The sequence below is a fragment of the Roseixanthobacter liquoris genome (genome assembly GCF_043195135.2).
GTDB lineage: Bacteria > Pseudomonadota > Alphaproteobacteria > Rhizobiales > Xanthobacteraceae > NCEH01.
In genome coordinates this window covers 413,833-427,841 of record NZ_CM195537.1, presented here as the reverse complement: position 1 = coordinate 427,841, position 14,009 = coordinate 413,833, and the positions used below count along the sequence as shown (strand labels likewise).

The 14,009-nt window shown below is 65.4% G+C and carries 12 protein-coding genes; 11 read left to right on the top strand and 1 reads right to left on the bottom strand.

What is annotated here, in order from left to right; genetic code table 11:
• The first annotated feature begins 18 nt into the window (after positions 1–18).
• The 3 genes from V5F84_RS01870 (at position 19) to trmB (ending at position 2,612) form a co-directional block, all read left to right on the top strand.
• A complete protein-coding gene (locus tag V5F84_RS01870; protein ID WP_394043156.1) occupies positions 19–441 on the top strand; it encodes a helix-turn-helix domain-containing protein in 423 nt (140 codons plus the stop codon).
• Between the two features lie 89 nt (positions 442–530).
• Positions 531–1,721 (top strand): methionine adenosyltransferase, encoded by a 1,191-nt coding sequence (gene metK, locus V5F84_RS01865; protein WP_394043155.1) that lies wholly within the window; start codon positions 531–533, stop codon positions 1,719–1,721.
• 195 nt (positions 1,722–1,916) lie between these two features.
• Complete coding sequence (gene trmB, locus V5F84_RS01860; protein ID WP_394043154.1) at positions 1,917–2,612, top strand: tRNA (guanine(46)-N(7))-methyltransferase TrmB; 696 nt, start codon at positions 1,917–1,919, stop codon at positions 2,610–2,612.
• 22 nt (positions 2,613–2,634) lie between these two features.
• On the opposite strand, the gene V5F84_RS01855 is transcribed toward trmB, so the two are convergent.
• The gene (locus V5F84_RS01855; protein ID WP_394043153.1) at positions 2,635–2,814 is read right to left on the bottom strand and encodes a hypothetical protein; all 180 of its coding nucleotides are present in this window, start codon (positions 2,812–2,814) and stop codon (positions 2,635–2,637) included.
• A gap of 57 nt (positions 2,815–2,871) precedes the next feature.
• On the opposite strand from V5F84_RS01855, the gene V5F84_RS01850 reads away from it, so the two are divergent.
• The 8 genes from V5F84_RS01850 (at position 2,872) to truB (ending at position 13,272) form a co-directional block, all read left to right on the top strand.
• A complete protein-coding gene (locus V5F84_RS01850) occupies positions 2,872–3,849 on the top strand; it encodes a cytidine/deoxycytidylate deaminase family protein (protein WP_394043152.1) in 978 nt (325 codons plus the stop codon).
• On the top strand, positions 3,791–4,390 hold the full coding sequence (locus V5F84_RS01845; RefSeq protein WP_394043151.1) for a deaminase: 600 nt from the start codon (positions 3,791–3,793) through the stop codon (positions 4,388–4,390). Before V5F84_RS01850 ends, V5F84_RS01845 begins: the two co-directional genes overlap by 59 nt.
• Before the next feature lie 497 nt (positions 4,391–4,887).
• Complete coding sequence (gene rimP, locus V5F84_RS01840; RefSeq protein WP_394043150.1) at positions 4,888–5,691, top strand: ribosome maturation factor RimP; 804 nt, start codon at positions 4,888–4,890, stop codon at positions 5,689–5,691.
• Entirely contained in the window at positions 5,691–7,304 is a 1,614-nt protein-coding gene (gene nusA / locus V5F84_RS01835) for a transcription termination factor NusA (RefSeq protein WP_394043149.1), read from the top strand. Before rimP ends, nusA begins: the two co-directional genes overlap by 1 nt.
• A 36-nt stretch (positions 7,305–7,340) precedes the next feature.
• The gene (locus tag V5F84_RS01830; protein WP_394043148.1) at positions 7,341–8,045 is read left to right on the top strand and encodes an RNA-binding protein; all 705 of its coding nucleotides are present in this window, start codon (positions 7,341–7,343) and stop codon (positions 8,043–8,045) included.
• Complete coding sequence (infB, locus tag V5F84_RS01825; protein WP_509277149.1) at positions 8,042–11,326, top strand: translation initiation factor IF-2; 3,285 nt, start codon at positions 8,042–8,044, stop codon at positions 11,324–11,326. The genes V5F84_RS01830 and infB overlap by 4 nt, the downstream gene beginning before the upstream one ends.
• A 321-nt stretch (positions 11,327–11,647) precedes the next feature.
• Complete coding sequence (gene rbfA / locus V5F84_RS01820; protein ID WP_394046517.1) at positions 11,648–12,091, top strand: 30S ribosome-binding factor RbfA; 444 nt, start codon at positions 11,648–11,650, stop codon at positions 12,089–12,091.
• Positions 12,091–13,272, top strand: coding sequence for a tRNA pseudouridine(55) synthase TruB (gene truB, locus V5F84_RS01815; protein ID WP_394046521.1), 1,182 nt, complete (start codon positions 12,091–12,093; stop codon positions 13,270–13,272). Before rbfA ends, truB begins: the two co-directional genes overlap by 1 nt.
• The last annotated feature ends 737 nt before the right edge of the window (positions 13,273–14,009 follow it).

Here is a 14,009-nt window from a genome sequence, read left to right as displayed (position 1 = left end):
GATCCAGCCGGAGAGAACATGGCCAAGAAGGCGCCAAATCCTATTGATAAATATGTAGGTAGCCGCGTGCGTATGCGACGCATGATGGTTGGGATGAGCCAGGAGAAGCTTGGTGAGAGCCTCGGCATCACCTTTCAGCAGATCCAGAAGTACGAAAAAGGCACGAACCGAATCGGTGCGAGCCGATTGCAGCAGATTTCGCTCGTGCTCAGCGTGCCCGTTGCCTTCTTCTTCGAAGGCGCGCCGTCTCTGACCACCGATTCCGAAGGTTTCGGAGAAGCGCACTCGCCAGCCTATGTCTCGGATTTCCTTGCGACATCCGACGGCCTCGTCCTGACCCGCAATTTCATGCGCATCACCGACGCCAAGATCCGCCGCCGCATCGTGGAACTGGTGACCGCGATCGCTGGCGAGGAGGAGGCCGCGGAGCGGCTGGTCTGAATCCAAATAGTCCCGCGAGCCGGTCTTGACCGGCTCGCAGGCCTTTGACACAAGGACCGCGAGCTCCGTCGGTGGGCGAGAGGAAGCAGATGTCGCGTCAATCCTATTTGTTCACCAGTGAGTCCGTGTCCGAGGGCCATCCCGACAAGGTGTGCGACCGCATCTCCGACGAGGTGGTCGATACCTTCTTCCGCGTGTCGGAAGAGCAGGGCTTCGATCCCTCCCAGGTGCGCGTGGCGGCCGAGACGCTCGCGACCACCAACAAGGTCGTGATCGCCGGCGAAACCCGCGGCCCCTCGACCATCACCAAGGACCTGATCGCCCACAAGGCCCGCCTTGCCATCAAGGACATCGGCTACGAGCAGGCCGGCTTCCATTGGGAGAATGCCGATATCGAAGTGGTGCTGCATGCGCAGTCCGCCGACATCGCCCAGGGCGTCGACATCGACGGCAACAAGGATGAAGGCGCGGGCGACCAGGGCATCATGTTCGGCTATGCCGTGCGCGAGACGCCCGAGCTGATGCCGGCTCCCATCTTCTACGCCCATAAGATCCTGAAGACGCTCTCGGAAGCCCGCCGCTCCGGCGAGACCCGCGCCCTCGGCCCGGACGCCAAGAGCCAGGTCACCGTGCAGTATGAGAATGGCAAGCCGGTCGGCGTGACGCAGATCGTGCTGTCCACCCAGCATCTGGACGAGCACCTCACCTCCCACGACGTGCGCTCGCTGGTTGAGCCCTACATCACCAAGGCCTTGCCGGACGGGTGGATTTCCCCCGAGACGGTGTGGCACGTGAACCCGACCGGCAAGTTCGTGATCGGCGGGCCCGATGGCGATTGCGGCCTCACCGGGCGCAAGATCATCGTGGACACCTACGGTGGAGCGGCGCCCCATGGCGGCGGCGCCTTCTCCGGCAAGGATCCCACCAAGGTGGACCGGTCGGCTGCCTATGCCGCGCGCTATCTGGCCAAGAACGTGGTTGCCGCCGGCCTTGCCGACCGCGCGACCATCCAGCTCGCCTATGCCATCGGCGTGTCCGATCCGCTGGCGGTCTATGTGGACCTGCACGGCACCGGCCAGGTGGAAGAAGCCAAGCTGGAGAAGATCTTGCGCGAGGTGGTGAACCTGCGCCCGCGCGGCATTCGCGAGCATCTCGGGCTCAACAAGCCGATCTATGCCCGCACCTCCGCCTATGGCCATTTCGGCCGGACGCCGGATGCCGACGGCGGCTTCTCCTGGGAGCGGACGGACCTTGTGGATGCGCTGAAGTCCGCGCTCTGAGGTTTCACGTGAAACATTTTCGGTCGGCAGGCGGGGAGCCATTCCCGCCTGCCGAACGCGTTTTTTCGGCACGTTTCGGCACTTCTCCGTAAGGCTTTCGGGGCTTTTCCGCGTCCTTTCGGCGAATGTTTTTTCCCGAATTTCGGCGGGGCGGTAAAATCCTGCCGCGTGCCGCCGGTTTCAGAACGAAGACCCATGATTGCCGATTATGACGAGAAGGGCGCCTTCTACGGGAGGCGGGTGGGCAAGCCGCTGCGGCCCAACCAGGTGGCGGCTTTGCGCGATGTTCTTCCGCGCTATCTGATCGACCTCGATACCATCGCCCCCGATATGTCCCTGCGCCATCTGTTCGCGAGCGCGGTGGATGAGGTGCGGCTGGAGATCGGCTTCGGCGGCGGCGAGCATCTGCTGGCCCGGGCGGCGGAGGCGCCGCGCACCGGCTTCATCGGCGTCGAGCCCTTTCTCAACGGCATGGTGAAGGCGGTGACGGCGCTGGAGGCGGTGCCGCGCGAGAATGTGCGCCTGTTCGACCGCGATGCGGCGCTGCTGCTGGCGCGCCTTCCGGAAGGATCGCTCGCCGGCGCGAGCCTGCTCTATCCTGATCCCTGGCCCAAGCGCCGCCACTGGAAGCGCCGCTTCGTGCGCGCCGACAATCTGGACCTGCTGGCCCGCGCGCTCCCGCCCGGCGGCACCTTCCGCTTCGCCAGCGACGTGCCGGATTATGTGGACTGGACCCTGCGCGAGATCCGCGCCCACGGCGCCTTCACCTGGCCCGCCCGCACGGCGGACGATTGGCGCCTGCCCTATGCCGGCTGGCCCGGCACCCGCTACGAGGCCAAGGCCCTGCGGGAAGGGCGCGTGCCGACGTATCTGGAGTTTGTAAGGGGGTGAGGCTTAAGCCTCACTTTTGCAATTAAGCTGTGGGCTGCAAATGCCCGGTCGTGCCAGCGATATCTTGGCGCTCTGTAGCCTCATTGCGTTGAGTGGACGCTGTTTTCCAAGCACGCAGAAGTGCTTCGTGTTTTGCGAGCAGCTTGCGGTTTGCGTCTTCGAGTTCTTCACGGGTTTTCCGTTTTGGAATCAATCCGCGCATTCCATCCTCCTGCCGAAGCGTTAAACTCGTATCACACTCCTGAGTCGCGGTGAATCCATGCGAACCACGGTCCAACGAATTAAATTTCCGGAACTTTTTTTTGGTTTCGTTGCACCGATCGGCGCGGATTTGAACTCAGTTTTGGCGGATTTCAGAGAAAAACTAGCTGAAACAGGTTATCAAGTCGTTGAGATAAAGGCCACAGACGTATTTCCGGCATTGAAAAATTACATCATCCCAAAAGTAGAATTATCTAGAAGTCCACTAGATAAAAGATACTATTCCTATATTTCGTATGGTAATCAATTGCGTTCTCATTTTGATGACGATGCAATATTAGGAGTGTCGTCCATAAGGCAAATAGTTCAAAAGCGAATTAGGTTTGCAGATATAACCAATTCAACACCTTTTGAAAAAACAGCATTCCTCATCCATCAGTTTAAAAGGAAGGAAGAAATTGATTTATTGAGAAGTATTTATGGCCGATTATTTTTTCAAATTTCAGTTTATTCCCGTAAGGGTGCAAGGGTTGACCATTTGTCAAGACTGTTTGCGAAAAGTCAGAATGTTGTTGGGACGAGTAAATTTAGATCCGATGCAGAGGCGTTAATTCAGAAAGATGAGGATGAATCCGATCATTCGCATGGCCAACGCGTGGCGAAAATATTTCATGATGCGGATTTAATTGTTAGCCATGACGCTCCTGTGTCTATCAACGAGCAGATAAGTAGGTTTTGCGATTTAGTTTTCTCTTCAAATTCGATCTCGCCTACGCATATCGAATATGGGATGTTCCTTGCTAAGGCCGCAGCTTTACGGTCTCTGGATTTATCTAGGCAGGTGGGTGCCGCGATATTTTCGCAGGAACGCGAAATTATTTCACTCGGTTCCAATGAAGTGCCTAAGGCAACGGGAGGAACGTATTGGTGCGATGATCCATTTGATGATCGAGAGTATATGCACGGATCTGATAGTAATGAGCGGCGAAAAAAAAGAAATAACATTCGATCTTCTCGGACGATTTATCCCAGATGAATACGTTAATGATATATTAAAAAATAATAATATCAAAGAAGCGCAGATTATGGATGCGCTTGAGTACGGTCGTATTACTCACGCGGAAATGTCGGCTATTTGTGACGCGGCTAGAACAGGGCGCTCTGTTAAGTCTGGTACTCTTTTCTCAACGACGTTTCCCTGTCATATGTGCGCGAAACATATTGTTTCTGCCGGATTAAGCAAAGTAATATTTCTAGAACCATATCCAAAAAGCCTTGCCTCTGATCTTCACTCAGATTCAATTCAAATTGAAAACAATGATAGAGGGCAGTATAGCAAATATCCGGCTGTATCTTTTGAGCACTTTTACGGAGTTTCGCCGAGGAGATATAGAGAAATATTTGAGCGATCAAAAAGAAAAAGCGATGATGGTCAATTTCAGGCGTTTATTGACGATGAAAGAAAACCATTTATAGATATAAAAATACCGGTATACGGAGAATTGGAAAAGTTGGTGATAGAGCAGTTCGGAGATCGATCGTTTATAGAAAAGCTTGATGAAATAAACGCCGGATAGATTTTGAAAAATTCGATTTTTATATTTTTCCATTTTGTGTACTCAATATTGAGTTTTTTATGGGATCAATTCGGGTAGTCGCCATAGTGGCCGGCCCCCTATAGGGAGGTGTCTTCCCCCGCCCATCCCCCGCCCATCCCCCACCCATCCCCCGCCCTTGCATCCCCCGCCGTTCCGTCTATATTAGCGCTGTCCCCCAAACGGGGATACCTCAGAGCCATCGTCGTCGAAGGTGATGAGAGTGGGCCCCGGCCGGGACCCGCTCGATTTTCGTTTACGCGATCGTCCGCGGGGCGCAGAAGGCCCGCACGCTTGCGTTTTCGAAACCCTTCGATCCGGTCCGCGTCGCCGCCCCCTCGGGCGGGACGGGTGCGGGGTGAAGGCGGCGAAAAGGCCAAGGTTCGGCGCCCACGCGCCGCACGACAAGACGGCGCACACGCGCCGGTAAAAATTCGGCGCATCCGCGCCACAGGAAAAGAAAGACGTCCCCGAGGGACATGACCGATACGCAAGCGACCCACGGTGTGGACACCGCAGACCTGAACGAGCCCCGCCTCATCATTGAGACGGGTGTGGCCGCGCGCGTCGCCGGCATCGTCGGTCCCGTGCTCACCGGCCTCGGCATGCGGCTGGTGCGCGTGAAGCACACGGCCCGCGACGGCGGCACGCTGCAGATCATGGCCGAGCGGCCCGACGGCTCCATGACCATCGACGATTGCGAAGCCGTCTCCCGCGCCATCTCCCCCGTGCTCGACGTGGAAGACCCCATCGCTTCCGCCTATCGCCTGGAAATTTCCTCCCCCGGCATCGACCGGCCCTTGGTGCGCCTCACCGATTTCGACCGCTGGTCGGGCCATGAGGTGAAGGTGGAAATGGCCGTGCCGCTGGAGGGCCGCAAGCGCTTCCGCGGCATCCTGCTCGGCACCGAGGGCGGCCTGGCTTTGGTGCGCCGTCCCGATGCGCCGGCCGGTGAAGATCCGGTCTCGCGCCTGCCGGTCGCCGATATCGGCGATGCGCGGCTGATCCTCACCGACGACCTCATCACCGAGGCGCTGCGCCGGGCGAAAGCCGCCGGCCGCGCGATGGAAGATGCGGACGAGGACTTGGCCGACAGCGCGCTCGACGATCTCGCCGACGAGGCCGCGGAGGCGCCCGCCGCCCCCGTCAATCCGGCGAAATCCAAGCCGGCGAAACCCTTGCAGCCGCGCAAGCTCGCGAAGCCCAAGGCCGACAAGTCCCAATCGAAGCCGTCCGCCCGCAAGGCGAAGGGCGGCAATGCCAAAGCGAAGGAGACGCACTGATGGTTGCCGTCAGCGCAAACCGGCTCGAGCTGCTGCAGATCGCCGAAGCGGTCGCCCGCGAGAAGACGATCGATCGCAGCATCGTCATCGCCGCCATGGAAGACGCCATCGCCAAGGCCGCGCGCTCGCGCTACGGCCAGGAGACGGACATCCACGCCGACATCAATCCCAAGACCGGCGAATTGCGGCTCGCCCGCCATCTGCTGGTGGTGGACGAGGTGGAGAATTTCGCCACCGAGATCACGCTCGAAGGCGCGCGCCGGCACAATCCCGCCGCCCAGGTCGGCGACACCATCGCCGATACCCTGCCGCCGTTCGATTTCGGCCGCATCGCCGCGCAGAGCGCCAAGCAGGTGATCGTGCAGAAGGTGCGCGAGGCCGAGCGCGACCGCCAGTATGACGAATACAAGGACCGTATCGGCGAGGTTTCCAACGGCCTCGTGAAGCGGGTGGAATACGGCAATGTGGTGGTCGATCTCGGCCGCGGCGAAGCCATCCTGCGGCGCGACGAACTGCTGCCGCGCGAAGTGGTGAAGACCGGCGACCGCGTGCGCGCCTATATCTACGACGTGCGGCGCGAGCCGCGCGGGCCGCAAATTTTCCTCTCGCGCACCCATCCCCAGTTCATGGCCAAGCTGTTCGCCCAGGAAGTGCCGGAAATCTACGACGGCATCGTCGAGATCAAGGCGGTCGCCCGCGACCCCGGCTCGCGCGCCAAGATCGCGGTGATCTCGCGCGACCAGTCGGTGGACCCGGTCGGCGCCTGCGTCGGCATGCGCGGCTCGCGCGTGCAGGCGGTGGTGAACGAGCTGCAGGGCGAGAAGATCGACATCATCCCCTGGAACCCGGACATCGCCACCTTCATCGTCAATGCGCTCGCCCCGGCCGAAGTGGTCAAGGTGGTGCTGGACGAGGATCGCGAGCGCATCGAAGTCGTGGTGCCGGACGCGCAGCTTTCGCTGGCCATCGGCCGGCGCGGGCAGAATGTGCGCCTCGCCTCCCAGCTCACCGGCTGGGACATCGATATCATGACCGAGCAGGAAGAGAGCGAGCGGCGCCAGAAGGAATTCGCCGAGCGCACCACCATGTTCGCGGAAGCGCTCGATCTCGACGAGATGATGGGCCAGTTGCTCGCCTCCGAAGGCTTCGCGAGCGTCGAGGAAATCGCCTATGTGCCGATTTCCGAACTCGCCTCCATCGAGGGCTTCGACGAGGAGACCGCCGGCGAATTGCAGGCGCGTGCCCTGAAGCATCTCGCGGACGTGGAAGAGGCGCTCGACAACGAGCGCAAGGAACTCGGCGTGGAAGACGCGCTCGCCACGGTGCCCGGCGTCACGTCCAAGATGCTGGTGGCGTTCGGCAAGCACGACATCAAGACCGTGGAAGACCTGGCCGGCTGCGCCACCGACGACCTGACCGGCTGGTCCGAGCGCAAGGACGGCGAGACCACCCGCTTCCCCGGCGCGCTCGACGGCTTCGAGCTGAGCCGCGAGGACGCGGAACACATCATCATGCAGGCCCGAGTCGTGGCCGGCTGGATTTCGCAGGACGATCTCGACACCCCCGCCGACGGCGCGGATGACGAGGACCCGTCCGACGAAGCCCAGACCTGAGAGAAGTGGAGATGACCCGGCGTGCTGGCAGCGAGCTTGATCGAGGAAGAGACCGATGGGGGGCCGCGCGGGCTTGTGTCCGCGCGTGCGCCGCTGGCGCGTCTGTGCCTCGCGACGCGCGCCGTCACGCCGGTTGCGCAGATGATCCGCTTCGTGGTGGGGCCGGACGGCACCATCGTCCCGGATCTCGCCGCTAAGCTGCCCGGCCGGGGCGCCTGGGTCACCGCGACCCGCGCCGCGCTCGCCGAGGCGTTGAAGCGCAAGGCGTTCGGCCGCGCGTTCAAGGGCAAGGGCACCATCGCCCCGGATTTGCCCGACCTCATCGAATCCCTGATCCTGACCGAAGTCCGCAGCGCCCTGTCCATGGCGAACAAAGCGGGCCGCGTCATCACCGGCACCACCAAGGTGGATGCCGCCCTCCATGCGGACCCGGTGAGCGTGCTGCTGCATGCCGCCGACGGCCGCCCGGACGGGAAACGCAAACTCGACGGCATCGCCCGTCAGAGAGAAGCTGCCGGCATGAGCCCGGTGGCCATCGTCGACTGTTTATCGGGCCTCGAATTGGACTTGGCGCTCGGGCGGTCAAATGTGGTACACGCTGCGCTGCTCGCGCATCCGACGACCGCGGGATTTCTCGCGCGCTGCCGAAAGCTCGAGCGCTGGCGGATGGGAACATCCGCCCGCGCACCGGACGGGCATGGCCTGACGCTCGACCGGATGCCAGGAACGGATACGGAATGAACGACACTAAGACACCCGGCGACAAGACGCTCCACCCTGCCACCGGCAAGACGCTGACCCTCAAGCGACCCGTGGAGCAGGGCACCGTGCGCCAGAGCTTCAGCCATGGCCGCTCCAAGGCGGTTGTGGTGGAGAAGGTGAAGCGCCGCGTCTTCGGTCCGGGCGACGCCGCGCCGGCGAGCGCGACCCCGGCTGCGCCGGCGGCCCCCGCGCCGCGCCCGGCCGCACCTGCCGCCGCTGCCGGAACCGCTCCGGCGGCGCCGCGCCCGGCTGCGCCCAGCCCGGCTGCATCCACGCCGCCCGCCGCCCCGGCCCGCGCCGAAGCCCCCGCTACCCCGGTGGAAGCCAAGGCGCCCGAAGCGGCCCCCGCCGCTCCGGCGGCCAAGGCTGCCGTGGCGAAGCCGCCGGTGGCTGAGGCGCCCGCCGCTCCGGTGGAAGCCAAGGCGCCCGCGCCCGCCGCGCCTGTTTCCGCTCCGGCCGCCCCCGCGCCCGCCGCTCCGGCGGCCGAGGCGAAGGCGCCGGCTGAACCCGCCCCCGCCGCCAAGGCGCCCTCCGAACCCGTCTCGCAAGCAAAGCCGATGGACGCAAAGCCAATCGAGGCAAAAGCCCCAGAACCCCGCGCGGCCGAACCGCGTGCTGCCGAGACGCGGCCCGCCGCATCCGCCCGGACCGGCGAAGGCCGCACCGGTGCGTCCGGTTCCTCCGCGCGCCCGGCCGGTGCGGGTGGAAATCGCAGCGCCTCCGGCGCCCCGCAGCGCGGTGGCCAATCGGGCTCCGGCGCATCCTCTTCCGGCCAGGGCCAGCGCCCCGGCCAGGGTGGCCCCCAGCGTGGCGGTGCCGCGCCGAGCGGCGAGCGCCGCCCCGGTGCCGGCGGCGCCCCGGCGGGACGTCCCGGCTCCAACCGCCCCGGCGGATCGGGCGTGGTGCTGCGCACCCTGACCGATGAAGAGCGCAACATGCGCGCCAGCGCCCTCGCCGACGCCCGCGTCCGCGAAGTGGAAGAGCGGCGCATGGCGGAAGAACGCCGCATCGCCGAGGAAGAGGCGCGTCGCCGCGCCGAGCGCGAGCGCATCGAACGTGCCGAGCGCGAGGCCGCCGAGGCCCGCAAGCGCGAGGAAGAAAGCCGCCGCGCCAACGAGGACGAGAGCAAGCGTCGCGCCGAGCAGGAAGCGCGCAAGCGCTTCGGCGGCGAGGACCAGAGCGGCGCCCGCTCCGGCACGGCCGCTCCGGCGACCACCACCACCGCCCGCCCGCTCACCCCGCGTCCCGCCGGCACCGCCGCCACCGAGACGAGCGAAGAGGAAGAGCGCAAGGGTGCCGTGCGCCGTGGCCCCGCCGCGCCGCGTCCGGCCCCCCCGGCCAAGCTGCCCAAGGGCCCCGGCGCCGAGAAGAGCCGCGGCCGCCTGACCCTCGTGACCGCCCTGTCCGGCGACGAGGAGCGCCAGCGCTCGCTCGCCTCCTTCCGCCGTCGCACCCAGCGCATGACCGGCCACCGGGTGCAGGAGAGCAAGGAAAAGATCAGCCGCGAGGTGATCCTGCCCGAGACCATCACCATTCAGGAACTCGCCAACCGCATGTCCGAGCGTGCGGTGGACGTGATCCGCATGCTGATGAAGCAGGGCCAGATGGTGAAGATCACGGATGTGGTCGATGCCGACACCGCCCAGCTGATCGCCGAGGATCTCGGCCACACCGTGCGCCGCGTGTCGGAATCGGACGTGGAAGAAGGCCTGTTCGACACCGTCGACGCGCCCGAATCCCTGCAGCCGCGCCCGGCCGTCGTGACCATCATGGGCCATGTCGACCACGGCAAGACCTCGCTGCTGGACGCGATCCGCAAGACCGCGGTGGTCTCCGGCGAGGCCGGCGGCATCACCCAGCATATCGGCGCCTATCAGGTGACCGCGCCGTCCGGCAGCAAGATCACCTTCATCGACACCCCCGGCCACGCGGCCTTCACCGCCATGCGCGCCCGCGGCGCCAAGGTGACGGACATCGTGGTGCTGGTGGTGGCGGCCGACGACGGCGTGATGCCCCAGACGGCGGAAGCCATCGCCCACGCCAAGGCGGCGGGCGTGCCGATCATCGTCGCCATCAACAAGATCGACAAGCCGGACGCCAAGCCCGAGCGCGTGCGCTCGGAACTGCTCCAGCACGAGATCCAGGTGGAAAGCCTCGGCGGCGAAACCCTCGAAGTCGAGGTGTCCGCCACCAAGAAGCTCAATCTGGACAAGCTGCTGGAAGCGATCGCCCTGCAGAGCGAGCTGCTCGACCTGACCGCCGATCCCACCCGCCCCGCGGAAGGAACGGTTGTCGAGGCCAAGCTCGATCGCGGTCGCGGCCCGGTGGCCACCGTGCTGGTTCAGCGCGGAACGCTGCACATCGGCGAGATCGTGGTCGCGGGTGCCGAATGGGGCCGCGTGCGCGCCCTCATCAACGACACCGGCGCCAATGTGGACGAAGCCGGCCCCTCGGTGCCGGTGGAAGTGCTGGGCTTCAACGGCACCCCGGAGGCGGGCGACCGCCTCGCGGTGGTGGAGAACGAAGCCCGCGCCCGCGAGATCACCGATTACCGCCAGCGCCAGAAGCGCGAGAAGGCGGCGGCCCGCTCCGCCACCATGCGCGGCTCGCTCGAACAGATGATGAGCCAGGTCAAGTCGACCGGCCGGAAGGAATTCCCGCTCATCATCAAGGGCGACGTGTCGGGCTCGGTGGAAGCCATCATCGGCGCGCTGGAGAAGGTCGGCAACGACGAGGTGCAGGCCCGCGTGATCCACGCCGGCGCCGGCGGCATCAACGAGAGCGACGTGACGCTGGCGGAAACCTCCGGCGCCGCGATCATCGCCTTCAACGTCCGCGCCAACAAGGAAGCCCGCGATGCCGCCGCACAGGCCGGCATCGAGATCCGCTACTACAACATCATCTACGACTTGGTGGACGACGTGAAAAAGGCCATGAGCGGCCTGCTCGCCCCCATCAATCGCGAGACGATGCTGGGCAATGCCCTCATCCTGGAGATCTTCGCGGTCTCCAAGGTGGGCAAGGTCGCGGGCTGCCGCGTCACGGACGGCAATGTGGAGCGCGGCCAGCACGTGCGCCTCATTCGCGACAACGTGGTGATCCACGAGGGCAAGCTTGCCACCCTGAACCGCTTCAAGGACGCCGTGAACACGGTGGTCGCGGGCCAGGAATGCGGCATGTCGTTCGAGAATTACCAGGACATGCGCGCCGGCGACATCATCGAATGCTACCGCGTCGAGGTCATCCAGCGCTCGCTGTGAAGGCGGGCTGAGGCTCCTCTTCGCCGAGGAACTCCCTCCCCCCTTGCGGGGGAGGGTTGGGGAGGGGGGTATCTCCTCGCTGGACCGTCTTCGCAAGGCGGGCGAGATGTGACCCCCCTCCCTAGCCCTCCCCCGCAAGGGGGGAGGGGAGTCGTCGGGAGCGGCGCGAGCCGCCAATGCCCCGAGCCAGCGACCGCCATGCGTTCGCCGGGTTTGCCGGTATGATTGCCATCGAGGCCGGACGGTCCAAGCCCGCCGGCCTCATGTTTTCCATTGGCGCCGAAGATCCGCGACAAGCGGCGCGCCGAGAAGGTTTCGACAATGAAGACTCAAACTCGTTCTGGACCGGGCTCGGGCCCGAGCCAGCGTATGCTGCGCGTCGGCGAACTGGTGCGCCACGCATTGGCCGATGTGCTCGCGCGCGGCGATGCGGTGGTGGACCCGGTGCTGTCCGGCCGCATCATCACCGTGCCCGAAGTGCGCATGTCGCCCGACCTGAAGATCGCCACCTGCTATGTCATGCCGCTCGGCGGCGCCGACATCCAGCCGGTGCTCAAGGCCCTGGCGGCGCACCAGAAGGTGCTGCGCACCGAGGTCGGCCGCCGCGTGGAGCTGAAGTCGGTTCCCTCCCTGCGCTTCATGAAGGACACCTCGTTCGAGGAAGGCGCGCGCATCGACGCGCTGCTGCGCCAGCCGGAAGTGCTGCGCGACCTCGCGCACGAGCCCTTCACCCTCGACGACAAGACCAAGACGGAAAACGAATGATGCGGACCGAGGACGACGCCGGCGTGGCAACCCTGGACCTCAACGCGGGCCTGAACCCGGCTCCGGCCGACCTGCCGGCCGCCGACGCCCCGCAGGTGACCACCCCGCGCGTGACCGCCGCGGATGCGCGCCAGAGCGAATTCGGCGGCCGCCCGCCGCGCGAGGGCGAGCGCCCGCGCTACAAGAGCGCCGATCCGCGCCCCCGCACGCCGCGCGCGCCGGACGATCCCGAGCGCCCGCGCCTGCCGAAGCGCGACATCGACGGCTGGGTGCTGCTGGACAAGCCGGTGGGCATGACCTCCACCCAGGCGGTTTCGGTGGTGAAGCGCCTGTTCAACGCCAAGAAGGCGGGCCATGCCGGCACGCTCGATCCGCTCGCCTCCGGCTGCCTGCCGATCGCCTTCGGCGAGGCCACCAAGACCGTGCCTTATGTGATGGACGGACAGAAGACCTACCGCTTCACCGTGCGCTTCGGCACCGAGATGGATACCGACGATGCCGAGGGTACGCCGGTCGCCACCAGCGACGTGCGCCCCAGCGACGACGACATTCTCGACGCGCTAGAGCAGTTCCGCGGCGAGGTGATGCAGGTGCCGCCCGCCTATTCCGCCCTGAAGATCGGCGGCGAGCGGGCCTATGATCTCGCCCGCGAGGGCGAGCAGGTGGTGCTGGAAGCCCGCCCGGTGCTGATCCACCGGCTCGATCTCGTGGCCCGGCCCGACGCCGACCATGCGGTGCTGGAAGCGGAATGCGGCAAGGGCACCTATGTGCGCGCCATCGCCCGCGATCTCGGCCGTATGCTCGGCACCTGCGGGCATGTCTCCATGCTGCGCCGCGCGGCGGTGGGGGCGTTCCTGGAGGAGCAATTGGTGACGCTCGACGATCTGCGCGCCCGCGCCGATGCCGGCGAGGGGCCGCTGTTCGAGGCGCTCGACCCGGTGGACTGCGCGCTCGAAGAACTGCCGCAGCTCTCGCTCTCGCCGCAGGACGCCCATCGCCTGCGCTGCGGGCAGAATGTGTTCCTGCGCGGCCGCGACGCGCCGATCTTCGACGGCCATGTGGCGGTGAGCTGCCAGGGCAGCCTGGTCGCCATCGGCGACATGGTGGAAGGCGAGATCCGCCCGCACCGCGTGTTCAACTGGTCCCGCGCCATGCCCCGCGCCCTGCGCCGCACGGCGTGAGGGCTCCGGCCTGAGGCGCCCGGTCCGCGGCGGACCGGGATCGCAATTCTCCCTCCCCCTTGTCTCCCTCCCCCCTTGCGGGGGAGGGCGGGGAGGGGGGTATCTCTCCGCCAGCACCGTATCGCCGGGGGGCTGACTGCACCCTCTCCCGAACCCTTCCCTGCACCCCCTCCCTAACTCTTCCCAGCACCCCCCTCCCCAGCCCTCCCCCGCAAGGGGGGAGGGGGCTGACGGCGCTTTTCGTCCCTTCACCTCCTTACAAGGCTGCCCCATCCCCTCTCCCGTTTACGGGGGAGGGCCAGGGAGGGGCATCGGGGATCGCGGTCTCCCTCCCCCCTTGCGGGGGAGGGCGGGGTGGGGGGTATCTCTCCGCCAGCACCGTGTCGCCGGGGGGCTGACTGCACCCTCTCCCGAACCCTTCCCTGCACCCCCCTCCCCAGCCCTCCCCCGCAAGGGGGGAGGGGGCTGACGGCGTTTTTCGTCCCTTCACCTCCTTAGAAGGCTGCCCGATCCCCTCTCCCGTTTACGGGGGAGGGCCAGGGAGGGGCATCGGGGATCGCAATTCTCCCTCCCCCCTTGCGGGGGAGGGCGGGGTGGGGGGTATCTCTCCGCCAGCACCGTGTCGCCGGGGGGCGGACTGCACCACCTCAACTCTCCCCTGCGCCCCCCTCCCCGACCCTCCCTGCACCCCCCTCCCCAACCCTCCCCCGCAAGGGGGGAGGGGGCTGATGGCGCTT

Coding starts and splice junctions, on each gene's coding strand:
- V5F84_RS01870 (WP_394043156.1), top strand. CDS start 19: ATGGCCAAGAAGGCGCCAAATCCTATTGATAAATATGTAGGTAGCCGC.
- metK (WP_394043155.1), top strand. CDS start 531: ATGTCGCGTCAATCCTATTTGTTCACCAGTGAGTCCGTGTCCGAGGGC.
- trmB (WP_394043154.1), top strand. CDS start 1,917: ATGATTGCCGATTATGACGAGAAGGGCGCCTTCTACGGGAGGCGGGTG.
- V5F84_RS01855 (WP_394043153.1), bottom strand. CDS start 2,814: ATGCGCGGATTGATTCCAAAACGGAAAACCCGTGAAGAACTCGAAGAC.
- V5F84_RS01850 (WP_394043152.1), top strand. CDS start 2,872: ATGCGAACCACGGTCCAACGAATTAAATTTCCGGAACTTTTTTTTGGT.
- V5F84_RS01845 (WP_394043151.1), top strand. CDS start 3,791: ATGAGCGGCGAAAAAAAAGAAATAACATTCGATCTTCTCGGACGATTT.
- rimP (WP_394043150.1), top strand. CDS start 4,888: ATGACCGATACGCAAGCGACCCACGGTGTGGACACCGCAGACCTGAAC.
- nusA (WP_394043149.1), top strand. CDS start 5,691: ATGGTTGCCGTCAGCGCAAACCGGCTCGAGCTGCTGCAGATCGCCGAA.
- infB (WP_509277149.1), top strand. CDS start 8,042: ATGAACGACACTAAGACACCCGGCGACAAGACGCTCCACCCTGCCACC.
- rbfA (WP_394046517.1), top strand. CDS start 11,648: ATGAAGACTCAAACTCGTTCTGGACCGGGCTCGGGCCCGAGCCAGCGT.
- truB (WP_394046521.1), top strand. CDS start 12,091: ATGCGGACCGAGGACGACGCCGGCGTGGCAACCCTGGACCTCAACGCG.